The sequence below is a fragment of the Streptomyces sp. JN8 genome (assembly GCF_055808075.1).
The window spans coordinates 4,039,398-4,063,728 of sequence record NZ_CM147852.1 but is presented as its reverse complement, the minus strand read 5'-3'; the positions used below and the strand labels follow the sequence as shown (position 1 = coordinate 4,063,728).

The 24,331-nt window shown below is 67.8% G+C and carries 20 protein-coding genes; 10 read left to right on the top strand and 10 right to left on the bottom strand.

The features are described from left to right. Positions 1–31 precede the first annotated feature (31 nt). Positions 32–736, bottom strand: coding sequence for a creatininase family protein (locus ACY0MR_RS17790; RefSeq protein ID WP_473561831.1), 705 nt, complete (start codon positions 734–736; stop codon positions 32–34). 26 nt (positions 737–762) lie between these two features. Next, positions 763–1,926 (bottom strand): hypothetical protein, encoded by a 1,164-nt coding sequence (locus ACY0MR_RS17785; protein ID WP_473561573.1) that lies wholly within the window; start codon positions 1,924–1,926, stop codon positions 763–765. A gap of 271 nt (positions 1,927–2,197) precedes the next feature. Between ACY0MR_RS17785 and ACY0MR_RS17780 the strand changes: the two genes are divergently transcribed. From ACY0MR_RS17780 to ACY0MR_RS17760, 5 genes are all read left to right on the top strand, one after another. Next, complete coding sequence (locus ACY0MR_RS17780) at positions 2,198–3,448, top strand: methionine adenosyltransferase (protein ID WP_473561571.1); 1,251 nt, start codon at positions 2,198–2,200, stop codon at positions 3,446–3,448. Positions 3,449–3,540: 92 nt separating this feature from the next. Next, complete coding sequence (locus tag ACY0MR_RS17775; protein ID WP_473561569.1) at positions 3,541–4,374, top strand: aminoglycoside phosphotransferase family protein; 834 nt, start codon at positions 3,541–3,543, stop codon at positions 4,372–4,374. Then, on the top strand, positions 4,371–5,087 hold the full coding sequence (locus ACY0MR_RS17770; RefSeq protein ID WP_473561567.1) for a histidine phosphatase family protein: 717 nt from the start codon (positions 4,371–4,373) through the stop codon (positions 5,085–5,087). Before ACY0MR_RS17775 ends, ACY0MR_RS17770 begins: the two co-directional genes overlap by 4 nt. Next, complete coding sequence (serS, locus tag ACY0MR_RS17765) at positions 5,080–6,372, top strand: serine--tRNA ligase (RefSeq protein WP_473561565.1); 1,293 nt, start codon at positions 5,080–5,082, stop codon at positions 6,370–6,372. The genes ACY0MR_RS17770 and serS overlap by 8 nt, the downstream gene beginning before the upstream one ends. Before the next feature lies 1 nt (position 6,373). Beyond that, a complete protein-coding gene (locus ACY0MR_RS17760; protein ID WP_473561563.1) occupies positions 6,374–7,396 on the top strand; it encodes a glycosyltransferase in 1,023 nt (340 codons plus the stop codon). Positions 7,397–7,461: 65 nt separating this feature from the next. Here ACY0MR_RS17760 and ACY0MR_RS17755 read toward each other — a convergent pair whose 3' ends face one another. After that, positions 7,462–7,908 (bottom strand): hypothetical protein, encoded by a 447-nt coding sequence (locus tag ACY0MR_RS17755; protein ID WP_226652058.1) that lies wholly within the window; start codon positions 7,906–7,908, stop codon positions 7,462–7,464. A 51-nt stretch (positions 7,909–7,959) separates the two neighbouring features. On the opposite strand from ACY0MR_RS17755, the gene ACY0MR_RS17750 reads away from it, so the two are divergent. Both ACY0MR_RS17750 and ACY0MR_RS17745 read left to right on the top strand, forming a co-directional pair. After that, the gene (locus ACY0MR_RS17750; protein WP_365544487.1) at positions 7,960–8,388 is read left to right on the top strand and encodes a hypothetical protein; all 429 of its coding nucleotides are present in this window, start codon (positions 7,960–7,962) and stop codon (positions 8,386–8,388) included. After that, entirely contained in the window at positions 8,385–8,789 is a 405-nt protein-coding gene (locus ACY0MR_RS17745; protein WP_473561561.1) for an NUDIX hydrolase, read from the top strand. The genes ACY0MR_RS17750 and ACY0MR_RS17745 overlap by 4 nt, the downstream gene beginning before the upstream one ends. Before the next feature lie 112 nt (positions 8,790–8,901). Here the strand turns inward: ACY0MR_RS17745 and ACY0MR_RS17740 are convergent, their stop codons facing one another. The 5 genes from ACY0MR_RS17740 to ACY0MR_RS17720 form a co-directional block, all read right to left on the bottom strand. After that, entirely contained in the window at positions 8,902–9,267 is a 366-nt protein-coding gene (locus ACY0MR_RS17740; RefSeq protein WP_473561559.1) for a hypothetical protein, read from the bottom strand. 115 nt (positions 9,268–9,382) lie between these two features. Next, complete coding sequence (locus ACY0MR_RS17735) at positions 9,383–11,101, bottom strand: relaxase/mobilization nuclease domain-containing protein (RefSeq protein ID WP_473561557.1); 1,719 nt, start codon at positions 11,099–11,101, stop codon at positions 9,383–9,385. Beyond that, entirely contained in the window at positions 11,098–11,439 is a 342-nt protein-coding gene (locus ACY0MR_RS17730) for a plasmid mobilization relaxosome protein MobC (protein ID WP_473561555.1), read from the bottom strand. Before ACY0MR_RS17730 ends, ACY0MR_RS17735 begins: the two co-directional genes overlap by 4 nt. A gap of 324 nt (positions 11,440–11,763) precedes the next feature. Then, positions 11,764–13,137 (bottom strand): hypothetical protein, encoded by a 1,374-nt coding sequence (locus tag ACY0MR_RS17725; protein WP_473561553.1) that lies wholly within the window; start codon positions 13,135–13,137, stop codon positions 11,764–11,766. Positions 13,138–13,387: 250 nt separating this feature from the next. Next, positions 13,388–14,908 carry a DnaB-like helicase N-terminal domain-containing protein gene (locus tag ACY0MR_RS17720; protein ID WP_473561551.1) on the bottom strand — a complete coding sequence of 507 codons (1,521 nt, stop codon included), beginning with the start codon at positions 14,906–14,908 and terminating at the stop codon, positions 13,388–13,390. Positions 14,909–15,230: 322 nt separating this feature from the next. Here ACY0MR_RS17720 and ACY0MR_RS17715 point away from each other — a divergent pair, with 322 nt between their 5' ends. The 3 genes from ACY0MR_RS17715 to ACY0MR_RS17705 all read left to right on the top strand — a co-directional run bounded on the left by ACY0MR_RS17715 (position 15,231) and on the right by ACY0MR_RS17705 (position 17,954). Then, positions 15,231–15,725, top strand: a complete 495-nt coding sequence (locus ACY0MR_RS17715) for a helix-turn-helix transcriptional regulator (protein WP_473561829.1) — start codon at positions 15,231–15,233, stop codon at positions 15,723–15,725. 169 nt (positions 15,726–15,894) lie between these two features. After that, entirely contained in the window at positions 15,895–16,191 is a 297-nt protein-coding gene (locus ACY0MR_RS17710; protein WP_473561549.1) for a helix-turn-helix domain-containing protein, read from the top strand. After that, complete coding sequence (locus ACY0MR_RS17705; protein ID WP_473561547.1) at positions 16,188–17,954, top strand: tyrosine-type recombinase/integrase; 1,767 nt, start codon at positions 16,188–16,190, stop codon at positions 17,952–17,954. The genes ACY0MR_RS17710 and ACY0MR_RS17705 overlap by 4 nt, the downstream gene beginning before the upstream one ends. A gap of 65 nt (positions 17,955–18,019) precedes the next feature. Here the strand turns inward: ACY0MR_RS17705 and ACY0MR_RS17700 are convergent, their stop codons facing one another. Together ACY0MR_RS17700 and ACY0MR_RS17695 are read right to left on the bottom strand one after the other, a co-directional pair. Then, complete coding sequence (locus ACY0MR_RS17700; protein ID WP_473561545.1) at positions 18,020–20,764, bottom strand: class I SAM-dependent DNA methyltransferase; 2,745 nt, start codon at positions 20,762–20,764, stop codon at positions 18,020–18,022. Continuing rightward, entirely contained in the window at positions 20,761–24,102 is a 3,342-nt protein-coding gene (locus ACY0MR_RS17695) for a helicase-related protein (RefSeq protein ID WP_473561543.1), read from the bottom strand. The genes ACY0MR_RS17700 and ACY0MR_RS17695 overlap by 4 nt, the downstream gene beginning before the upstream one ends. Positions 24,103–24,331 lie beyond the last annotated feature (229 nt).

Below are 24,331 nucleotides of genomic sequence, written 5' to 3'. Positions count from 1 at the left end.
CACGCGCAGGCTGTGCCCCGTGCCTCCTGGGTCAGCTCAGTCGGCAGAGCACATCGAAGTGTGCTGAGAAGCTCGATCGCAGGCTTTCCAGGACGGCCTTCCCCTTCGCAGCCGTGGCGAGCGAGGGGAAGCCGATTACCCCAGACTGCGTGTACTCGGCCATTCCCTGGACCAGGAGGAAAGGCCGCTGCCTGCTGTCGTGGTCCGCGTCGGCGTAGCCCTCGCGGACGAGCTCGGGAGCGGCGTGGAGCAGGATCGACGTCTCGATCTCGCCGGCGTGCATGTCCGCGTGCCTGTCGGACTCGAGGCCGCCGTACTCGCGGGCACGGTCCCAGTCGGGGCCGAGAGGGAAGAGGGAGACCGCTGGGCCGTCGACGTTGGCTTCCTGGACCACGTTCGACAGGACGTAGTTCCCGCCGTGGCCATTGACGATCACCAGCTTGTGGATGCCCGAGCGGGCGAGTGAGGCGCGGATGTCATCGATCACGGCGTACAGGGTCCTGGCGCTGATGCTGACGGTGCCGGGGAACGCCGCGTGCTCGTGGCTGCACGCGACGGTGATGGGCGGGAGGAGGTGGACGGGGTAGGCGGCGATGATCTCCTGGGCGATGACGCATGCGATCGCCGTGTCGGTGATCAATGGGAGGTACGTGCCATGCTGCTCGAAGGAGCCGACTGGGAGCACGGCGAGGCGGGGCTGCAGCTCCTGGACATCGGTGCTCGTGGCGGTCGGCAGCAAGTTCACGGCTCTCCCTCGGTCGACTAGGGGGCGACCTGCTTGGTCAGGTCTAACTCCCTGTTGAGTTCCGAAACTTCCACCAGTTTGCGCCAGCGCGCAAGACGCGGTTGAAGCCGGTACAACTCGCCGAGGATCCGTGTGGAGCCCGTTCGTTGCGCGATGCCGAGGGCTTGTTCAGCGGCCCGGTGCGCGCCGTCCACGTCCTCCAGGATCGCGTTGGCCGTGGCGAGCCGGGCGAGACACAGCCCTCGGTCCCGCTCCTGCACGGCAGGCCAGTGCCGCAGACTCTTCTCGTACGTCACGACGGCTTGCTCGGGGCGCTCCAGGCGTACCTGGCAGTTGGCCGCTTCCATCTCGATGTACGAGACCGTGCAGTAGAAGGCCAGATCGTCATCGTCGCCTCTGTCGGCCGCCACGAGAGCCTGTTCGATGGCCCGCTCGGACTCGGCGGCCTCTCCGAGGCTCGCCTTGCTGTTCGCGAGCTGGCGGAGTACGACGGCGTGGACGCGAGGCGACAGCTCGGAGGCGTACCGGAGGGCAGCGAGAGCGAGGCCGGCGCCGTGGCCGGCGTGGCCCGCTTCCGTGGCGATGTTGCTGCGGCGCTGGAGCATGTACGCGATCACCATCGGATCGCCCAGCTCTTGGGCGTACTCCATCGCCAGCCTGGTCCAGCGCATGGCGTCGTCGGTGCGGCCGGTGTCCTGGTGAAGCCAGCCGAAAAACTCCGCGTACCGTGCCCCCACGCGCAGGACCTCCTGCCGCAGCGGACCGTACGCCTCGCGACACATTTGCTCGATGAGGGGCATCTGGCTGCTCACTGGGGCCAGGAGGAACTGCGGGCCGACAAACGGTTCGGCCTGTGCGTGCTGCTGGAGCACCGAGGTGAGGTAGCCGAGCATCTCCGGGTTCACCGGCATCGGGGTCCGGCTCACCGCTGCTGCCGGTGTTGGCAGCAGCATGCTTTGTGCCGTGGCGACGCTCGTGCTGGTGGATGCGAAGCCGAGCTCTTCGTCCGTCGCCTCGTACACCTCCCGGAAGAGCGGTCGGTGGTCCGGACTCACGGGGCGTCGGCCGTTCTCGTACATCGAGATGAGCGTTTTCCAGCTCGTTGATGCCGGTGACTGTGCTCCCAGGCGCTGGGCCGCGGCCATCAACGCGTCGATTAGCTCGCCCTGCGTCCAGCCCATGTCCAGCCTGGCCTGCTGGAGTCTGCTCTTCGCCCCCATCGTTCCCCCGATGTTCGTCGCAGTGCCCCGCTCAATGATGGGCCAAGAGCCCTCCTCACGTGGGGAGTTAACAGTTAACTGCGCAATCCGTTAACCCTGTCCACTGACCGATGGCTGCGTCTCCGGCTTACTTTCCTCAGCGCCGCGGTGGTGGGCTCCGCTCCCGAGGCGTGCCTCGCTTACACGCCTTCGCAGTGCTCCGTCATCTTCCGACCCGAAACGAGGGATCCTGATGTCCCGAACGAGCACGATTCTCGGCAACACCCAGCTCGTGGTCGACACCGGCATGGCCAAGCCCGACGCGACGACCATCGTGGAGCGGAAGGGCCTCGGCCACCCGGACACCCTGGCCGACCACCTCGCCGAGCAGCTGTCCCGCGCGTACAGCCGCTACACCGTCGAGCGCTTCGGCGCCGTGCTGCACCACAACTTCGACAAGCTCGCCCTCCTCGGCGGCGCGAGCGAGGTCCGCTACGGCGCCGGCCGGATGACCGCCCCGGTCAGGGTCCTCGTCAACGGGCGTGCCGCGCCCATGTGCGGCGGCGAACGGATCCCCGTGGAGGAGATCGTGGAGGCCGAGGTGCGGGCGTTCTTCGCCCGCCGGCTTCCCGAGGTCTCGGACCACCTGGACATCACCTTCAACATCACCAGCAACTCCAGCCCCGGTGCCGTCCTCACGGGCGACGAGGTGCCCGACCGGACGCGGTGGTTCAACCCGCGATCGATCGAGGACCTGCGGGAGCGGCGGGTGCGACTGTCCAACGACACGTCGTTGGGAACGGGCTGGGCGCCGGAGAACGTCTTCGAGTCGTTCGTGCGCGAGCTGGTCGACCACTTCTCCGGCGAGAGCGATTTCACCCTCTCGCACGCGTGGTGCGGATCGGACGTGAAGCTCATGGGCTACTGGGACGGCGAGCAGGCGGACGTCGTCCTCTGTGTCCCGCAGAAGTCGCGGCTCGTCGCCAGCCGCGCGGAGTACGTGCGGAACACCGAGAGCGTCCTTGCCGAGTGCCACCGCCTGGCCGACCTCCGGCTGCCCGGTGCCGAGACGCGGTTCCGGCTCAACGCGCGCGACGTGCCGGAGAAGGACGAGCTGTACCTCACGTACACCGGTAGCTCGATCGAGTCTGGCGACGAGGGCGTCGTCGGCCGCGGCAACCGCGTCAACGGCCTCATCACGCCCCTGCGGCCGATGAACCTGGAGGGTGCCAACGGCAAGAACCCCGTCTACCACGTGGGCAAGCTCTACAACATCGCCGCCCGCCGGCTCGCCGAGCGGCTTCACGAGGCGACGGATGGCCACGCCGAGGTTCACCTGGTGAGCACGACCGGGCAGCGACTCGACCAGCCGTGGCGCGTTCTCGTCCGTCTGTCGTCCCCGGACGTCGAGGTGGACAAGGTGCAGGCACTGGTGGCGGAGGCCCTGGACGAGTTCCCGGCGCTGACCGACGAGTTGGTCTCCGACGGGATCGTGCTGAGCTGATGGAGGAGCGGACACTCGGCGAGGTATCCGAGGAATGCCGGCGGCGCCTGGTCACGCACTATGGCCCGGGAGTCTCTGGCTGGCTCGACGCCGTGCCCAAGCTGATGGAGCGCGCGGCGGAGCGCTGGAAGCTCACGCTCGGGGCCTACCACGACGCCGGACACGCCTCGGTGGTCGTCACGGCCGGAACCTTCGACGGACGTCCGCTGCTTCTCAAGGCATGGGCCGATCCCACCCGGTTCCGCGACGAGGTCACCGCCTTACGCCTATGGGCGGGTGGGCCGACGGCGGGCGTCGTCGAGGCGGCGGACGACCTGGCCGTGGCGGCCCTGGAGATGATCGGAGGCCGCCCCGGCGGTGGTGAGCGACCGCCTCGCGAGCTTCCCACCGTGGCCGCCGCCCTCCAGGGCCTCCACACCTTCGGTCGCCGTCGGCGCCGGCTGCGTGAGCTTCCTTCCCTGACCGCGTATCTCCACCAGGAGGTACGCCCCCGGGTGCGGCGCCGACTGCAATCGGTTGACGTCGGCCCGTGGCAGGAGCACGTCGACGCGGCCCTCCCGGCCCTCGTGACCCTGGAGGAGGACTCCGCTCGGTCCACCGTCCTGCACGCGGATCTCTACCGAGAGAACGTCCTCTTCGACTGGCTGGGCCACCCCCGCCTGATCGATCCCCTTCCGATGGTGGGCGACGCGGCCTTCGACTGGGCCTTCTGGACCGTGTACTACGACCTCGGGCACGGCACGGACGCCCGCTTGGCCGCCGCCGCCCGGATCTCCCGCGTTCCCGTGCCCGTCCTCGCGCCATGGTGCAGGGCCCTGGCCCTGGACGGCCTGCTCTTCTATCTCGACACCGGTGATCCGCGCGCTCCGAGGATGGCCGACGTCCTCGCATGGCTGTCGGCGCCGACCCCAAGGAGCCGATCATGACGACGTACGTTCTCCGCCACGGACAGACCAACTACAGCCGGCGCTACCTCGTCAACGGCGATCCGACCAAGCCCATCCGCCTGAGCGAGGAAGGCCGCAGGTCGCTGAACAAGGGATGGAGCAGCTTGCCCCTCCACAGCGTGAAAACGTGGCTGGCCAGCGAATTCCCCCGCGCCCAGCAGACTGCCAATCTGCTGATGGGAGTCCCCGGGCCGGAACTGATCACCGATCCTCGATTGAACGAACTCGACTACGGGGAATTCGAGGGAGGCCCGTTCCTGGAGTACGCCGTCTGGCTCGACGGCCACGGCACCCACGAGCGCCCGCCCGGCGGGAGCGAGTCGCAGCGTGAGGGCATCCGCAGGATGCTCACCGGGGTGCTCGCGACCCTGGATCACCCCGGTCCACGCGTCCTGGTGGCCCACGGGCTGCTGGTCTCGGTGCTCCTGTGGCACCGTGACCGGGCTCCCGGCGAGGCCATGCCCCTGTTCTTTCCGGAAGCGCCTTACGTCGAGCCCTTCGCGATCCCGGACATGGAGCTGCCGGAATTCATCGCAACGCTGATGAACGATCTTGAAACTGGCGTTCAGGACCGCACCGGCGGCATCGGTGACTGGGGGATATTCCGGAACGGGGACGGCTCGGCGGTTGCTACCGTCGATTCCGTATCCCCATCCCACTCGCAGGATCAGAAGGATCTTCCTCATGCATGATGCCCGCGCCCTGATCGACATGGGTGCCGACGCGGTTCGTCGGCTCGCTCGTCGCGGTTACTCCCTGGACCTGTCCGAGCTGGAGTCCCTCCAGTCTCGTCGCAACCAGAACATCCGCTCGGCCGACGAGCTGCGGGCAGAGTCCAAGCGAGTGGCGAGCGAGGTCCAGCAGACGGCCAAGCAGGGCGGCGACATCAGCAAGCTCAAGGAGCGCGCACGCGAGATCAAGGACCAGGTCCGCGACATCGAGGCTGGCCAGGAGGAGATCGAGGCCCAGCTGCGCGACCTGCTCCTGAGCATCCCGAACCTGCCGGACGACTCGGCCCCCGACGGCGACTCCGAGGAGTTCGCCGTCGAGATCCGGCGCGTGGGCACGCCGCCCACGTTCACGTTCGAGCCGAAGGACCACGTCGATCTCGGCGAGGCCACCGGCATCCTCGACTTCGGTAGGGCGACCAAGCTGTCCGGGCCGCGCTTCGCGGTCTCGCGCGGCGCCGGCGCCGCCCTGGAGCGGGCGCTGGCCACGCTCTTCCTCGACCTCCATACCCGCCGCCACGGGTACACCGAGTACGCGGTCCCTTACCTGGTCAGCCGCAAGACCATGACGGGTACCGGCCAGCTCCCGAAGTTCGAGGAGGACCTGTTTAAGACCGGCGTCGCCGACCGCGAGCTCTTCCTCATCCCGACGGCCGAGGTCCCGCTGACCAACCTCTACGCCGACGAGATCATCCCGCCCGCCGAGCTGCCGCTGGCCATGACCGCCCACACCCCGTGCTTCCGCTCGGAGGCCGGCTCGTACGGCCGCGACACCCGCGGTCTGATCCGCCAGCACCAGTTCGCCAAGGTCGAGATGGTCAAGATCGTCGACCCGGAGACGGCGGACGCCGAGCTGGAGACGATGGTCGGCCACGCCGAGGCGTGCCTCAAGGAGCTTGGCCTCGCCTACCGGGTCATCAAGCTGCCCGCTGGCGACACGGGCTTCTCCGCCCAGCTCACGTACGACATCGAGGTCTGGATCCCGAGCCAGAACACGTACCGGGAGATCTCCTCGGTCTCCAACTTCGGCACCTTCCAGGCCCGCCGGGCGAACATCCGAACCCGAGGTGAGGACGGCAAGCCCAAGCTCGTCGCCACCCTCAACGGCTCCGGCCTGCCCGTAGGCCGCACGCTGGCCGCGCTCCTCGAACAGTGCCAGCAGGAGGACGGCTCGCTCGTCCTTCCCGAATCCCTCTTCCCGTACCTCGGCTTCCGCCGGATCAAGGCGGACGGAACACCGGAGGCATAACGTGCTCGTCGGCGTCTGCGATTTCCCTGGTAGCTACGCCTTTCCGCCCGCCGGCTACGGCGGGATCGAACGATGGCTGTGGGCGGTCGCCGTAGGCGCACGTGCCGCAGGCGCCGACGTACACCTCCTCGGGCCGGGCTGGCTCGCGGACCTGGAGAACGACTGGGTCCGCAAGCCGGTCCGCCTGGAGGACATCACCCCCGGATCGCTCGCCGAGCGCGACGTCCGCGACACCAAGTACGACCTCCTGGTCGTCGGGCACGAGTACCCCTCGCTGCCCGCCTGGACCCGCACCTGGAATGCGCTGGACTGCGACGTCGCCACCTTCCAGCACTCCCCGGTCTTCCAGCACGCCACCACCGCCTTCGACGGCAGGCGTTCCCGGCTGTACTGCTACTCGCCCGAGATGATCGAGCGGTACGCGGACCACCGGCCGATCCCCGAGCTGGCCGTGCACCATGGCCTCGACGAGGAGGAACCGCCGGCGACCGCCGGACGCGACCTCGTCTGGCTCGGCCGCGTCGACGCAGAGAAGGCCCCTCACCTGGCGGTCCGCGCCGCCCAGATCCTCGGCCGCCGCATTCGCGTCGTCGGCCCGGTCTTCGACCACGACTACGTCCAGAGCCACGCCCGTCTCTTCGACGCGGACCACGTCGAGTGGATCGGCGAACTCGGAGGGCCGGCCAAGACGGCCGCCATCCGCGACGCCTCCGTATTCGTCTACACCTACGCCCGCACGTACGTGGAAGCCGGCGCCGCCGTCTTCGGCGAGTCCCTCCGCGCCGGCACCCCCATGGCTGCGCTTACCTGGCGCACGGGCACTTGCGCCGAGGCGGCCCTGTGCGACCAGACGGGCGCCATCACCGTCGTCGACCCGGACGAGGACGACGAGACCGCGGCCCAGCGACTCGCGCTCGCTATCGAGCAGGCGGAGACCCTCGACCACCGGCAGGTTCAGGAGATCGGCCAGCACCGCTTCGACCCCGCCCGGCACTTCCTGGCGATGGCGTCCCGGTCGTGCTGACCGGCACAGCTCGTACGACCGGAGACGCACTGGCCTCGCGGATACCCTCCGTGCTCCGCAGGTCGTTATCCCACTCGCAGTGGGAGTTCACCATCGACGGCCCTCACGTCGACATCCGACACCAGCGGCGAGGCACCCCGTACCGCCCGCCACGTCGGCCGCCCTCGTGGAGAGAACTCCTCCGCAGCCTGGAGACCGCCTTCGCCCACGTCGGAGCTCCACGCGACGACTGTCTCCCGCTCCGCTGGGGGCGCGACACAGAACTGACCATCTCGGCGATCCAGGCCCTCGACCCGCTCCTCAAGGATGGAAGACCCCAGACGTACCGCCGAGGCTTCCTCCCCCAACCGGTTGTCCGCCTCACCGGTAAACGCGATACCGCCGGCGACCTCTGCGACGGCTTCCTGACCTCCTTCGTCAACGTCTCCCGCGTCCAACCCGTAGGAGGACTTGACGCGTACGGCGCGATTCTCGACGGCTGGTTTTCCGTCCTCTCCCAACTCGGCTTCCACGCCCGCCACCTGAGTGTCCACGGGACCCTGACCCCCTGGCGCCGGCGCGAGGTGGAGGGCATCACACTGCACTTCCGCCACCTCGGGCTCGACCTCGGCGACATCGTCCTGCTGTGGAACGCCGAGGACCCGACCCGCATGGCCGTAGACCTGGGAACCGGACTGGAACGCCTCGCCTGGGCACGCACCCAGCAACGCTGGCACGAGCTGATCTACGGAGGCTTCGCCGGCACGGCGCCACCCACCACGCTGGATGCCATCCGTACTGCGACGCTCCTCCTCGGCAGCGGGATCACCCCCGCGCCCCGCGGGGCCGGGGGTGTCACCCGGAGGGTCATAGGCACGATCGACCCCGAAGCGGTACGCCTCGGGGTCAGCGCCTTAGTTCGCGCGGCACACGGCTACTGGTCACTCGTCGGTGCACTACGTGCTCCGTGGCCGCAGATCGCTTGTGCCATCGAGGAAGAGGTACGCAGATGAGGGAAGGCGGCCAGCGGCCCATCGCCGCAGCCATCGTGGTGCATCAAGGACGCGTGCTCATGGTGCGGCGACGGGTAAGCGAGGGCGAGCTTTCCTGGCAGTTCCCGGCCGGAGAGGTCGAGCCGGGTGAGTCTCGCGAGGACGCCGCCGTGCGGGAGACCCAGGAGGAGACCGGCCTGGACGTGGTCGTTGTGAAGCTGCTCGGCGAGCGGGTTCACCCGAAGACGGGCCGGCTGATGTCGTACACAGCCTGCGAGGTGGTGGGCGGCGCTGCTCACGTCGCGGACACCGAGGAGCTGGCCGAGCTTGCCTGGGTCGCCCACGGCGAGATTCCGCAGTACGTGCCGTACGGGTTGTTCGAGCCGGTGCAGCAACACCTCGATGTGGTCCTGCACCTCTGACGAAGGTCATTGAGTGCGCCGGAGGAACCTGCGAGTCGATGTGGCGTCCGCCGGCGGGGAAGTCTCCCAGCCGCTGGCCGCTGGTTACTACGTGGACGCCTTGCCTGTGTGCTCAGCCCTCGCGCGGGCGGAAGTCGTCGGCGCCCGCAGCGACGATGGTGACCAACCTGTCGTAGTCGATGAGGTCCTCGTCGGTCATGAGGGCGGCGAGAGCTTTGTGGTGCTGGACGGCGTACTTGAGCAGGAGCTCGGCCAGTACGAGCGAGGCTGCCTCCGCCGCCGCTCCGGCCTCGGGGTTGTGGACGTGGACGCCGGCGGCCTGGAGTTCTTCGAGGGTGGCGTCATCGGCGAGGGCCTGTTCCTCGTCGGTGAAGGGGCGTCCGTCGAGGTGGCGGAAGGTGCGGGTACCCGACGGTCGGTTGAAGTCCGTGTCGAACAGCAGGGCCATGACGTGGGGGCGAGGGGTGGATGCGGGCATAGGGGTTCTCCTCGAAAGGGGCGGGGGTGGGTGCCGATGTGCCCATGGTCTGGAGAATCCCCGGTTAGCCTAACCGGGGATTGTCGGTTACCTTTTGCGGCTCGGTTTTCGCGGTTCAGCGTCGTCGTGGGGAAGCATTCGCGGGCCTGGTCCCGGTTTGCGCGGTCCGTCCCGGCGAGGCGACCGCGTGCTTGCCGGTGGCGCGCTGGCCCTGGGCGTTCTGGGGATCCGCAGGGAGGTTGGCCATCCGGCGTAGCCGCCACACAAGTACGTCGCTCATGCGTTCCGCCGTGTCCAGTTCCCGTTGGGCGGCAGCCTGTGTGAGCAGGGTGGTGGGGTTGTGGCCGGCGCTCTGCGTCTCGGCGAGGGTGGCTGCGAGGGCGGGCCAGCCGGGTTCGGCGAGGATTCGGTCGGCCAGTTCGGGCAGGGTCTGGCGTACGGCGGTGGCGTGGTGGCGTTGCCAGGATGGGGCCAGGCGAGTGCCCCGCTGGTGGAGCAGTGCCAAGGGCTGGGTGGCGGCGGCCTGGTAGGCGGCACGCAGGTGTTCGGCGGCCCGGTGGGCGGCTTCGGCCTGCTGGGCGTGCTGCTTCTTGGCGTGCCAGTGTGCGGCGGCGGTGATCAGGAAGAACAGCATGTCGAGCGCCATGGCCGTGGTAGCGCCGTCCTCGCCTCGGCCGAGGGCCGGGCCGCTGCGGACGAGGTCGCGGGCGGCTCGGCGCAGGACGCTGTCGTGGCCGCGTGCGGCGCGGATGTGGGAGCGGGAAGCGCGTTCGAACGAGGTGACTGCTGCCTGGAGTTCGTTGCGGGTGTGGGCGGCGGAAGTCTGGGCGAGGGCGTCGAGGACTTCGCCGGTGGCGGCGATCTGCGCGGCGATGACGTCGTCGTCGCTGTGGTCGATGACGAGCAGTGCCTGCCAGGCGGCGGTGGTGGCGCGCCGGCGTGCGGAGGCGGGCCCGGTCACCGACGGCTGGGTCGGCTGCTGGGTGGCGTTGTCCGGGTTCTGGGTCCAGCGTTCGCGGATACGGGGCAGGGAGAGGTCTGGGGCGAGCTTGGAGCCGGAGTAGAAGACGGGCTCGCCCTTGGCGTTGCGGTCGCCGGGTAGGGCGACGGTGTAGCCGAGGTTGTCGCCCGACGGTGCGACGCGGCGCCGGATGAGCAGACCGGCCGAGGCGAGGCGGTCGAAGAACTCCTCCTCGCTCACCGTGCCGGCCACCGAGCGGCGGACCGCCTCGCGCAGTTCCTCACGCGGGGTGCGCTGCTGTCCCCGGCGTTCGGCTTTGTGGCGTTCGGCGCTGGTGGGGCGCTTGGCGGCGGTGCCATCGCCCGGTGTGACCCGGCGCAGGCCGTAGTCAGCCTCGATGGCGCGGGCCTCGGCCTGGGCGCGGCGGGCCTCGTTGTGCAGGCGGGGCCGCCGGCCGTCGTCGCGGACCAGGGTGGCGATGATGTGGATGTGGTCGTCGGCGTGCCGGACGGCCGCCCACCGGCAGGCGGAGTCGTCGCCGTCGGGGGCGATGCCGGTGGTGGCGACCATGCGGCGGGCGATGGCGGCCCAGTCGTCGTCGGACAGGATGGGGTCTTCGGGGCTGGCACGTACGGACAGGTGCCACACGTGCTTCTCGGGGCGCCGGTCGGCGGGCAGGGCGTCGACGGGCTGGTCGAGCAGCCGCTGCAGCTGCGCGTAGGTGGCCTGCGGGTCGCGGCCGGGGTCGGGGGTGAGCGGGTCGAAGGCGGCGACCAGGTGCGGGTCGATGTGCTCCTCGTGGGAGCCGGGGCCGTACAGGTAGCGGATCAGACCGATCGTCGCGCCGCCGCGCTTGTGAATGCGGGGGATCACGCAGCGGCACCGCCGTCCCGGTGGGCGAGCAGGGCATCGGCGGCCTCCTCCATGCGACGGGCCGCGCGCAGGACGGCCTGGGCGGTGGCGTCGAGGTGGGGTGCATCGGCAACGGAGTTGAGGGCCTTGGCAACCTGGTTGAACAGGCCGTGGATGCGACCCAGGTGCCGGCGGGCGGCGAACACCTCGCTGATGACTTCCCGTTCGGTGGCGATCTCGGCGGCGGTGCGGGTCAGGTCGCGGGCGGCTTTGTCGACGGCGTAGGCGAGGAAGGCAGCATTGGTCATCTGGCACTGGGCGGCTGCGTCGGTGAAGCGCTTGTATTCGGCGTCGTTCATGCGGCAGCTGGGCTGGTGCAGGCGCTTGCGGGGCTTCGGCTGGCGGGCACGTTGACGCCGCCGCGAAAGGGACTCGGTCTGCCGCCCTCCTCCTGGCTGCGGTCCGCCCTCGGTCGCAGCCTGCTGGTCCGGCGCCCCCTGGCGCAGGACCGGTCCCGCCACCCCTGGGGCGGGAACTCCGGGAGCATTGCTCCCGGGACAACTTGCTCCGCCTGGTGCTGGGGTGGTGATCGGCTGGTGCTGGGGAGTGGCGGGTTCGTGGTGGGGGTCGTGCACTGGATCTCCGTGTCAGGTCATCGCTGCGGTGAGTTGCGGTTTCGGGGATCAGGCATCTGTGCGCGTGGCCCCGAGTTGGGACTTGAATGCGCGGACGACTCGGCCTGCGTCGTTGCTGGCGACGCTGTAGCCGGCGTCGCGCACGGCGTCCTCCACTCGGTCACGTCCGACGCTGCCGGTCTCCTCGTACATGCGGCGGGCGAACTGGAGGATGACTTCGTCAGAGGCGCTGGACTTGCGACCGAACCGCTTCGGCTTCGGCGCGGGGCGCTTGACCGGTGGGGTGTGTGAGCCGCTGCCCGTGGATGGCGGAACGGCCTTTTGCGGGCGGGCCGCCCGATTCGGGCGGGCTGTTGTTTTCGGGCCGAAGCTGGCGGTGGGATCCGGGCGGGCAGATCGCGGGCGGGCGCCCGGGCGGGGTTCCTCGCCCGGATCTGATGGGTGCGGGCGGGCGCGGTCTTCTGCCCGCCCGTCGCCGCCCGCCCGCTCGTCGGCGTCTGCCCGGGAGTGGTCGGGCTGTGCTGCGGGCGGGCTGACGGGCTGCCCGGCGGGCGGGGCCCAGCGCTCGGGCAGGCCGATGGTGGCCAAGGCGGCTGCTTGGCGGCGGGTGGCGAGCTGGCGCAGCAGCTGCTCGTTGCGGAGCGGGTCGGCGTCGATGCCGGAGCGGGCGAGGGCCTTGGACAGGCGGCCAATGGTGTGTCGGCCCGCCCGTCCGGTGCGCTGCTCGGGCTTCATCTCGGCGAGGCGGGCGGCCAGGGCGACGGCCCGGTGCATGGCCCGGTCTCGGATGATCTCGGCGGCGCCCTGGTCCTGCTGGACGATCCCCAGGCGGGCGAGCAGCCGCTCGCGGGCCTGCCGTGTGAGGACGGCGGCGAGCCCGCGGGAGGCGGCGTCGGGGGTCCGCTGGCGTAGCTCGATGCCCATGGCCAGGTGCCACAGCACGGCGGCCATCACCGGGCCGGTGAAGGCACGCACGGTGCCGCCGACCGGGCCGGACTCGGCATAGGCGGGGATGGTCTGCATGGCGGTGATCACCCAGACCAGGACTCCGGGCAGGCCGGCCGCCTGCCGCGGCCCGTGCAGGTTCTGGCGGGCCATCAGGGCCATGGAGAACAGGGCGAGCTCGGCGGCGGCGAACATCGCGGCGCGCTCGGCGGTGTTGCGCATGTCGAGGTAGTGGGCGGCGAACCGCCAGCTGGTGTCCGCGCTGTACGCGGTGCACACGAGCGCCGCCACTGTCGCAGTGGCGACTGCGGCCGAGAGACGCCGCTTCCGATCGCGGGTGCGGTGTTGGCTACGTCGCGCCTTCCAGCCCGCGAGCAGTGCGCCGGCGGCGACGGCCAAGACGGCCACGGGTAGGAGCGGACCGTCAGTGAACGGGAGCGAAGCGGTGGCGAGCATGTCGGTTATGGCAGGGGGCATGTACGGGGCTACTCCGGGGCGAGTGAGGAGGCGATCACGGCGTTCACGGAGGGGGGCGTACACGCGGGCCCCCTTCTAAAGGGGGCCCCGCGCGTGATCGCTTGGGTGCGTGTACGCCGTGGACGCTCGCGTGATCGCTCTACCTGCGGTCTTGCGATGAGCGTGTGCGCTGTGAGCGGTTCACGGCGGTCTGCGGGCGCGAGGGCCGCGTGTACGGTCGCGTGAACGCTTTCAGGGGTCGGTGAGGGGTTCAGCCGACGGCGGTGAGGTGGCGGGCGGAGGCGTAGTAGCGGGCCTGCTGGCCGCCTCCGGCCCCTCCGGCGATGCCGTCGGCTTTGGTGGCCAGGCCGCTTTCGACAAGGCGGCTGAGGTGGCGTCGCGCCTTCTCGATGTCGGCACGTTCGGGGTCGCCTCCGCCGATGAGGATGATCGCCAGGTCGCGTGCGGTCAGCCCGTTAGGGGCGTTGCGCAGCAGGACAGCGGGATCCTTGGTGGGGTCGACGGTGGTGGTGCCGCGCACGTGGTCGTGGGTGACGTCCAAGGGGCCGACTTCACCGGTGGAGGTTTTGAGGTGGTGCAGGGTGACCGCAGGGTCGCCTGCCCGGCCGGTGACGAACAGGACGCTGCCCGCGCCGGAGGTGAACCAGGTGGAGCCGTAGACCTGGTCGAGGCTGGGGCGCTGGCCGCGCGGTGCGTCGGCGGTGGCCTTGCGCTGGTGGTGCAGCTCCATGATCTCCACACCGTTGCGAATGGCGCGCATGCGGGCGTTGTGGAAGGCGACCGCGAGGCTGTCGTCGACCATCGTGCTGACCGCGTCCTTGAGGCTGTCGATCACGATGGTGTCGGCCTGGTGGGCGGCGGCGAGGTCAGCGAGGAGGTCGGGCTCCTTGTCGAGTGTGGCGGGCAGCGGGCCCTCCCAGACCACGAGCCGCTCGCGCAGGATCTTCTCGTCGGTGGGGAAGACGCGGCGGGCCATGGCCTTGGCGATCTGCTTCGGCCGGTCCATTGCCAGGTAGAGCACGCGCCTGCTGGGGGCGACGGGCATCTCCAGGACGGTCTCCTGCAGGCCGATGCGGGCGAAGATCACCTGATGGGCCAGGGTCGTCTTGCCGACGCCCGGAGCACCGACGATCATCAGGCTCTCGCCGGAAGCCCAGACGGTCTTCTCACGGGTGCCCCACAGGGGCTCGGTGTCCGCGCCGCTCTCTTTGACGAACGACCATCCGTTGGTGGCGAAGCGGGACAGCCGTCCCTGTCCCGAGGCGAGTGCGCGCTCGCGTTCGGCGCGTACTTCCGCTTCGACCTCGCTGCGGATCGCCTCGGGATCAGCGCCGGGTTCCTGGGCCCGCTGGAGGGTCCGTACGGCGGAGGTCATCAGGCGGCGTAGGTCGGCCTTCGCGCGGACGATCTCCGCGTGGTGCTCGGCGCTGCCGGTGCCGTAGGGCGCGTCGGCGAGCTGGAACACGTAGGTGGGACCGCCGACCCGTTGCAGATCGCCTTGCTGCTGGAGCAGTTCGGTGAGGACGATCGGGTCGGTCGGCTTGTCCTCGCGGTGCTGGGTGAGGAGCGCGCGCCAGATGGTCTCGTGGGCGGGCCGGTAGAAGGCGTCGTCGCCGAGGACGGGCCGGACCGCGTCGATGACGTCGGCTTTGTGCATGCAGGCGCCAAGGACCGCGCGCTCGGCGTCCAGGTTGAACGGAGGTTCCGTCGGGGTGGGACCTTCGTCGAAGCGGGATGGCGTCTGGGATGGCAGGGTCGTACCCTGGGTCACGGAGCTCCTCATCCGGCAGGCCATTACGGGGCGGCAACCCCGGCCTCCGGTTTCGATCGTTCAGGGATGGATGGTTGTGCGGTGGAGCCTCTACTTCGGCCCCGGTGTTCGTAGCACCGGGGCCGCTTGCGTGTGCGGATCCGTCCGCCGCTGTACGGCGGACTACGACCATAGCCGAGATTTTCGGTAGCGCAACGCCTTGCATTTCACTCCGCAACGATGTTTAGTTGTGGATGCTGGCCCCAGTGGACCCGTTGTCGCGTGAAGGGAGGTGCGAGTGAGCGGTGAGGAAGGTGCGGAGCGCGCCGGCCCCAGTCGTCCGATGCCGGAGGAGCACGTCGCCGCACGCATCAAGCTGGAGCGCGAGGTCCGCGGTTGGAGCACGGTGAAGCTCGCCGAGGAGATGGCCGCCGTCGGCCATCCGATCAACCAGTCGGCGATCTGGCGTATCGAGAGCGGCAAACCCCGTCGCAGGGTCAACCTCGACGAGGCGCTCGGCTTCTGCAAGGTCTTCGACATCACCATGCAGGACCTGACGGGGCCGCCAGGAGAGCTGGCCACGCCCCGCATTCGTGAGCTTGTCCGTGAGTACGTCCAGATGACGCGGGAGTACCACCAACTGCGAGCGGCGATCGACCGGAACCAGATGCACCTGCACGAGATCGACATGGAACTCAACGCATACGGGGACAAGGGCCCCGAGCAGAGAGGACAGGTCGACGAACTCCTCCGGCTCGAAGAGCGGGCCCTGCAGAGGAGCATGCACCCATCGCAGGCGCACCTGCGAAACCAGGGGCAGCCACCCACCGGCGAATAGTCGGCCACTGCCTCCTCACGGCGCTACGAACGCCGAGAACCCCTATGTGCGGCGACCTCCGTCGCCGACGATCAACCACCGACCCATCCATCCCTGAACGACGCCACCGGCCATGCCGACGGGAGTTGCCGCTCCCTCGACGCCGCGATGCCGGCGGGAGGAGTACCCCATGCCGCAGCCCGCGCTGCCCATTTCCCAGATAGCCCAGCTCCTGGACGTCCCCGAAGACGCCCTGCGCACCTTGATGGTCGAGCGGCGATCCGCCGGCGACACGACCCTGGTCGCCCTCACCGTCACCGAGGCAGCCCGCCGGATCGGCATCGGCCGCACCAAGCTGTACGAGTACGTCTCCTCTGGCGAGATCGCCTCAGTCAAGATCGGCAGCTTGCGCCGCATCCCAGCGGAGGCGGTGAACGACTTCCTGGCCCACCGACTGTCGGCGTCCGACTTCGGGGCCGCCGCGTGACTCCATCCTCCGCACCGAAGTCCCGCCAGCCCAACGGTGCCTCGTCCATCTACCTCGGCACGGACTGTCGTTGGCACGGCCGCGTCACCGTCGGCGTCAAGGACGACGGCACCCCGGACCGGCGCCATGTCAGCCGCAAGACCCGGCCCGAGGTCACCAAGGTCGTCCGCGAGCTGGAGCGCCAGCGCGACAAGGGCGCCGTCCGCAAGGCCGGCCAGTCCTGGACCGTGAAGACCTGGCTCACCCACTGGGTCGAGACCATCGCCGCCGCGCACGTCTCGGAGAACACCATCGACGGCTACCGCGTCGCGGTGAACCACCACCTCATCCCCGGCCTGGGCGCCCACCGCCTGGAGAAGCTCGAACCCGAGCACCTGGAGCGCTTCTACAAGAAGATGCAGGACAACGGCAGCGCCGCCGGCACCGCCCACCAGGCTCATCGCACGATCCGCACGGCGCTGAACGAGGCCGTGCGCCGCAAGCACCTCACGGCGAACCCGGCCTCCATCGCCAAGGCCCCCAAGGTCGAAGAGGAGGAGGTCGAGCCGTACACGGTCGAGGAGGTGCAGCGGCTCCTTGCCGAGGCCGCCAAGCACCGCAACACCGCCCGTTGGGTCATCGCGCTCGCCCTCGGCCTGCGCCAGGGCGAGGTCCTCGGCATGCAGTGGGACGACGTCGACTTCGAGCTCGGCGTCATCCGCGTACGGCGCGGCCGGCTGCGGCCCCGCTACAAGCACGGCTGTGGCGACCGCTGCGGACGCAAGCCCGGCTTCTGCCCCCAGAAGATCAACACCCGCCGCGAGACGAAGAACGCCAAGTCCCGCGCCGGCCAGCGCCCCATCGGCGTCCCCGACGAGCTCCTCCAGCTCCTGCGCCAGCACCGCGAAGTGCAGGGGCGCGAGCGAGCCCGGGCCCGTGACCTGTGGACGGAGAAGGGGTACGTCTTCACCTCGCCCACCGGCGAGCCCCTGAACCCGAACACCGACTACCACAAGTGGAAGGAGCTCCTGAAGGCCGCCGGCGTCCGAGACGCCCGCCTCCACGACGCCCGCCACACCGCGGCCACGGTCCTGCTCATCCTCGGCGTCTCCGACGCGGTCGTCGACGCCATCATGGGCTGGGAGCCCGGCAAGTCCGCCCGCATGCGCCGCCGCTACCAGCACCTGACCAGCCGCGTCCTCAAGGACACCGCCGCCAAGGTCGGCGGCCTCCTGTGGGGCACGGACCAGACGGCGGAAGGCGCTGCGCCGGAGGCTGGTCAGAGTCCCGTCCCCGCCGAGCTGATGGTCCACGTCGCACGCCTCGGCGAGCGGCGCGTGCCGTTCCTCAACCGCGAGGACGCCGACGAGGTCGTCGCACGGTGGAGCGAGGACTGGCCCGACCACACCGCCGAGGTCGAGGAATGGGATCGCTGGCGCTGGGAACACCAGGGTCCCGGCGGCACGAGCGCCATTCGCGACCACATGCCGGAGCGAGCCGTGGTCTTCCACGCCCGAGCCCTGTTCCTCCCCGGCGGAGAACGCGCGGCGAACGGCCTCCTGGAGCAGTGGTCGGTGTCGGCCTGGGACTTCGAGACCGACCGCTACACCGATCGCACCTCGGCCTGGCGCACGGCCCGGCGGCCCGGCTCGGGCCAGGAGGTCGAGGCCCAGGTGCGAGGCACGGACAAGGCGGCCGTGGAGGCTGCTTTCGCTGAGGCGTGTGCACAGGCTGTGGATCGCGCGCGACATCCAGGGAAATACGGCGACACCGATGAGTGGTGACCCACTTCGGTTCAGGCGGTTCAACAGCCTGAACCGAAGTGGGGCACCACTCGCCAGTTCAGCGGCTACCTTTTCCCTGCCCGGTCCGGTGAAGTGGTCATCTTCGCATATCTGGCGAACAGGATCCGCTGGCGGTCGATCTCTGTTCCATTCTCGGTGTCCAGTCCGAAAGTCCGGTCAACCTCTTCGTCGAGTACGCGATGCGCCTCGAGCAGACCCTCCGAGATGGATGCAGCTTCGTACTGATCTGCCAGGGAGAGATCGGGACGTGATTCGCGTTCGCGAAATACCCGGACGCCTGCCTCGATGATGGACTCTCTCGCGGAGCTGCCAATTTTCGGCAGCGGGAAGGTGTTCCATGTAAGCAACTTGTTGAATCGAAGGTCGGATTTGATGCGACCGCCGACGGCCCGCTGCCATGCCATGAACATCGACGAAGAAATGATGGCGAATATGAAGCCACTTTCATCGGATGCTAGAAAATTAGCATTGCTCGTGATCACTTCCGACGGGAATCGTGCGGCAAGGAAATATGGCCTACTCTCGGATACGTGCGCTGGGATGCACAGGTAGGCCGTGGAGGGTTGGGAGATCTGACGAAAAAGGTGAGGCGTCGCTGCCGCGGCGCGTGTCGATGCCGCTTTGCTTTTCGATCTAAATTCTCTGACAGCGTCAAGTCGCATACCGAGTACTGGCGAGTCTGCTGCTTCTGCCGGGTCCATGCCGGGAAGCCAGAGACAGTATCTTTCGTCTCCATGCAAAAGCTCATGCGCGCCGATGTAGCGCTTTAGGTAGCGTCTGGCGATCGGATCAGACCGCACCCATTCGGCATCTTCGGGCTCGACGACCAGTCCGCCACCATCAGTCGGCTTGTTTCCGTAAATCACCTCACCCATTTGAGGGCTTATTGGCTTGCTGCTAGGCAGTACAAGTACGTTTGGACCGTCGACCAGGTAAGGGGAGATGTTGGCGATGTCACCCTCTTCGATGGGCTGCGAGGTAGGGGTTGGGTAGTAGAAAAGCTTCCTCTTACCCTTTTCTCGGGTAAAGCCGATAATCACGCAGTGTACGGCTGCCTGACCTGCAGCTTCGGACGTCCAGCGAAATGACCGATGGGCGAACTTGATCTTCCAGCCCTCGTCCAAGATGGGTTGGAACAGAGGTGCAGCGGCCTCGCCTTGGGTAATAGAGTTAGTGGTGACGAAGGCCCAGTTCCCTTCGATCTCTCGGAAGTATTCGAGGCACTTCGCATGCCATCCTGTGACATAGTCCAGCGTGCCGTGGTACCGGCCACCCCAGACATTTTGAAGTTCCTTGGTCTGGGCGTCGGAACGCAGAGAGATGCCGAGGAATGGCGGATTGCCGGCTACAACAACCTTTTCGCTCGGGGGGACGATGGATCTCCAGTCGATCTGGAGTGCGCTCACGCCCGAGACGATAGTGGCCTGTCGCTGAATGGGGAGTCTGTCTGGAGCCCAACCGAGGCGTTCGATAAGTTTGAGGTCAGCTTGGCGGTCCGTTAGGAACATTGCTGTTTCGGCGATCTTCGCCGGCCATTCGTCAATCTCGATGCCGAAGAAATTATCAAGGTTGACCTTCAGGCCGACGTTGGCCAGTAGCAGCGGGTCCTCGCCGGTGATTTCCTGCAGCCGCTCCATGATCTGCAATTCAAGTTCCCGCAGCTCGCGGTAGGCGATGATGACAAAGTTGCCGCAGCCGCAAGCAGGGTCGAGGAACCTGATGTCTCCCAGACGGTTGCGGAGGCGGGTGAGCGCCAACTTTTCGTTGGTCTTGGTTTTGGCTACCGCAAAATCGGCACGTAGCTCATCGAGAAAGAGCGGGTTGAGGGTCTTGAGGATGTTCTCCTCGGAGGTGTAGTGCTCCCCAAGGTCACGCCTCGTCTTCGCGTCCCGGACCGACTGGAACATCGACCCGAAGATTGCGGGACTGACTGTGGCCCAGTCACGTTGGCAAGCCTCGAGAACGGTCCCCCGGAACTCGGGGTTCAAAGGCGGCAGGCTTATCGTCTCGCTGAAAATTCCACCGTTGACGTACTTGAAGCCACGGAGGTGATCCGGAGTGGAGCTCCTGGCCTTGTCAGGGGTGTCGAGCCAGGTGAACAGTTCGTTCAGGCGGTCAGCCAGGTCGGAGGCATCGGGCTGGGTGTGGGCGGCGATGAAGCGTTGGAAGAGACCGGCCTGCCACATATCGGTGTCGTCGCCGAACATGAGGAAGAGGATCCGTGCGAGGCTGACGGAGATGTCGTGTTCCGGGGTCCCACACGCTTCGAGCGACGTGTACATGCGGGCCATAAGCTTGGAGGCTTGGCGGGTCTCGTTCTGTGCTTCGACGTCGAAGGCTTGCCGGACCTGGGCGATCAATCCGGTGGCGTCGGGCGGCTGGTTCCAATCGATGCGGATCGAATCGAGTCGGTGGGCAAAGTTTGGGTTCTGCTGCCCAGTGGTGTGCCGGTGCCGCGAAAGGCGTGTGGTTGTGCTTCCACCCGCCGACCTACGCACCGGCCATCGCCAGACCTGCTCATTCCCGTCGTAGAAGATGATGAGCCGGTCGACGGATTCCTTGGCGATCAGCTGGTCAAGCTGGGATTCCAGGGCTGACCCTGGCCGTTGATCGCACACCCAAACAGAGACGCCCTTGTAGCTGGAGACGTTGTTGGCCGTGATCGTCTCGCCCTCATCGGTGGGCAGGACGACGGGCTGCTTGTGCGTGGGGGCGGACCAGTGAAGGTCCTTGAGGAACAGGTCGCGGTAGCTGTGCGACTCGACGCGCTCGATCAGCTGGTCGTTCATGCGGGGGTCACTCCGATCGAGCAGACGATCTTAATGGGGTCAGATTCGTTGGTCCTGATGACCAGCCTGTCGTCCTCGTGGAGCTGGTTCAGCACGTCGATGAGGTCGTCGTAGCTGTACCGGTTGCGCAAAGCGATACGAAGCCTGGCATTGGCGTGTTCGGTCAAGGGCCGCTCGTGCAGCGCGTTGAGTGCCTCGCGCGCCTGATCAGTGAACAGGGTGCCCGTGCTGCCGTGCAGCCGCTCCCACACACGCTTACGAGTGCCCTTGAGGTTCCCTTCGGCCACAGCCTCCGTCGTGAGCGGACCGTGCACCAGCTGCTCGACCCGCTCGAAGAAGTCGCCCAGCGGTTCACGCGTCGGGGTATCTGGTTCAGCCTCGAACACCCTGAGGGCCTCCAGCGGGGTCACCAGCCGTTCCCTCATGACTCCGTCTGGGCCAGGGGCGGAGATCGCGAACGCTTCGACACCGGACTGGGTGTTGATGAAGCAAGCGACCTGGTCGCCGCTCTCGGCAACCCGGGGGGAGCGGGTGCTTCCGATGTTGTCCTGCGAGGCCAGCACGCGCCGCACGATGTCGGGGTGTCTCTCGGTGGCGTGGGACCACACCAGGTACGCCTCGCTGACGGCGTCAGCCTCACCCTCATCCTCGTCGGTGTCGGAAAGCTTTCCGTTGTACAGGTCTTCGAGGATCTCTACCTCGCGGTCAGACCCGAAGAACTGTTCGTCCGAGCCGAATGCCTGGGCGCTGTCGGCGAGCCGCTGCTTGATCCGCAGACGCAGATTGATCTGCTGCTCGACCTTGTCGTGGGTGATCAGGTACACGTACACGTGGTCGGACTTCTGGCCGATGCGGTCGACGCGGCCCGCCCGCTGGATGATGCGGATGATCGCCCAGGGCAGGTCGTAGTTGACGACGATGTGTGCGTCCTGGAGGTTCTGCCCCTCGGAGAGCACGTCCGTGGCGACCAGGACGTCCAGCTCGTCGTCGGGCGAGAGAGCGGCCGCGGGGTCGTTCTCGTCGTCGGGCAATGCATTGGAATCAGGGGAGAACCGCTTGGCGACCTCAGCCGGGTCGGCGGTGCTGCCGCTGACGAGCCCGACCCTTCCGATGCCGGCATCTTCCAGAGCCTTGGCCACGTAGGCGGCTGTGTCCACGTACTCGCTGAACACCAGGACCTTCTCGCCCGGGTGGTCGTGACGTAGCAGGTCCACGAGCCGGTTGATCTTGGAGTCGCGGGAAACGTCCCAGGTCCCGAACCGGTTGAGCAGCGCCTCGATCGTGTCGTTATCCCGCCGGAGATCGGCCCGCAGCGCTGGTGTGAACACTGTGGAGTTGATCCACTTGGTGTTCTTGGGGAGAGAGCGCTTCAGCTGCTCGTAGCGGCCGGCCATGTCGCCGTGCAGCAGCGGGCCATCGGACTCGGTCTCGGAGTCGGCGTCGAGGTCGGTGAACTGCAGCTGTGCGTCGGTGAACGTACCGATGGGCAGGGGGAGCCCCTCGTCGATCGCGTACAGGAACAGGTCGTTCCTGGCCCGCTGGCGGGTGAGTGACACGATGAACGAGTGGCCTGACGAGGACAGCCGCTTGAAGAGGCCGGTACGGACGAAGCCGACGACGTTGCCCCGACCGGAGCGGATGTCGTCAAGCACCGCCAGGTCCTGTTCGGTGTGCTGGGCTTTCGGGTTGTCATACGAGGACAGCCGGTAGCGGGGCAGCTGTAGCGAGGCCACCGCGTCGAGCGTCTGGTCGCTCTCCATCTCTCGTGCCACGTCGTCCTCGGCGAAGTCGTGCACCAGCGGACGTGGCACGCGCGTCGGGAAATGGAAACGCTGACCGTTGGCGAACTCCAGGTACTCCCGCTCGACCGTGGTCCCGTCCGGCGCCGTGACCGTCTCCGTTTTCGCTGACCGCTTTACGAACGACCGGGTCCTGCGTACGAGATGGTCGCTCATGAGCCGCTTCCAGTCCTCGGCCTCGGCCGACCTGCGGAACGCGGTGAGCGTGGTTGTCTTGCCGTCGACCTTGGCCCGCAGGCCGGGCTCCTTGCCGAGCGCGACAGTGGGCTCGATGCCCAGGTCGTCGTCATCGTCGAGGTAGAGCCCTATCTGGTTGGCGACGTCCGCGAAGGCCAGGTTGAACGGTGTCGCGGTCAGCAGTAGCACCTTCGCGCTGTTGTCGCGGATGTACTGGTGGATCGCCTCGTAGTCGATACGCGTGTTGTTGCGCAGGTTGTGCGACTCATCACAGATGACCAGGTTGAACCGCTTCAGCTCAGGGAGCCGCTTGGCGGCCATGGAGTAGGGCACGACGCGGCCGTTGACGTCGTACTTCTCCAAATGCTTGGTCCACATGCCTTCGAGGTTCTTCGGGCACAGGACGAGCGTGGAGTAGTCCTCCGCCCCCTGCAGCATGAGCGCGGTTGCCACGGACGTCAGCGTCTTACCCATGCCGACGACGTCACCGAGCATCGTGCCGCCCCGGCGGACTATCCGGCGGGCGAGGGTGCGGACCGCCGTCTCCTGGTAGGGCAGCAGCAGGTTCTTCATCGACGGCGGCAGGACGTACCCCATGCCGGCGCGGGCATCCTGCGACAGCTCGTGGCAGACCTTGAGGTATACCTCGAACGGGGTCGGCTGGTCGCCGGCCCAGGACGCGGCGATCAGGTCCATGATCTCGACTGTGATGGTGAGCGAGAACGGGTCGTCCCACCGGTCCGTGAACCAGGTGGCGAGCTTCTGGGTCGCGTCCTTGTCGGGCACCTCGATGTTCAGTTCGAGGTTGCTGTAGAGCCCCGCGCCGGTGAAGTTAGAAGAGCCGACATAGGCGAACCGCGGGGTGTGGTGGTCGCCGGGCTTGTGGAAGATATACGTCTTCCCGTGCAGCGGCTTCTCGGTGAACACCTTCACCTGAACGAGGCCGTCGGCCAACTGCCCGCGCAAGGTCTCCAAGGTGGCGCGTCCCTGCTTGGTCGCCAGCCCGCGCATCAGCTGGTTGCGCAGGTGCTTGACCAGCTGCTCCTTGCGCGCGTGTGCCGTCTCCATGTCGTGGTAGTGCTCATCGTCGCCAGGGGGTGACTGCACGTCCCGCTGCAACGACTCGAGGAGGGTCTCCGAGTCGCTCGGGGCAACCATGCCGACGAGAAGGCGCACAACCGGATTCCCAGCCGCGCCGACCCCCTCGTCCTCGCGCTTGGCCTCGACGAGGTCTTTGAACGAATCCCAGCCGCGCATGTCAAAGTACCCAGTCGCAACATCGACGGTCGCGAAGCCGGCCAGCGACTGCTTTAGGGCTTTCCCCAACTGTTGATCGTCGAGGTTGTCAAAGATCTCAGGCACAGAGTTTGCTCCTGGCACCGGTGGCTGGATTGGCGCCGCGCGGGAGACGCGGAGCTCCGATGCTACGGCCGCGCGCCGACATTCAGGGCTCGATCGGCAGGCTTGCGAGGCCATGGTGATCAGGCAGCGCGTGCTGATCCAACTGGTTGGGGAGTCCGCACAGCCTTCGGCGAGTACCTGGTCGATGCTTCACAGGTAGCTACTGAGACCAAAACTGAGACCAGGGAAC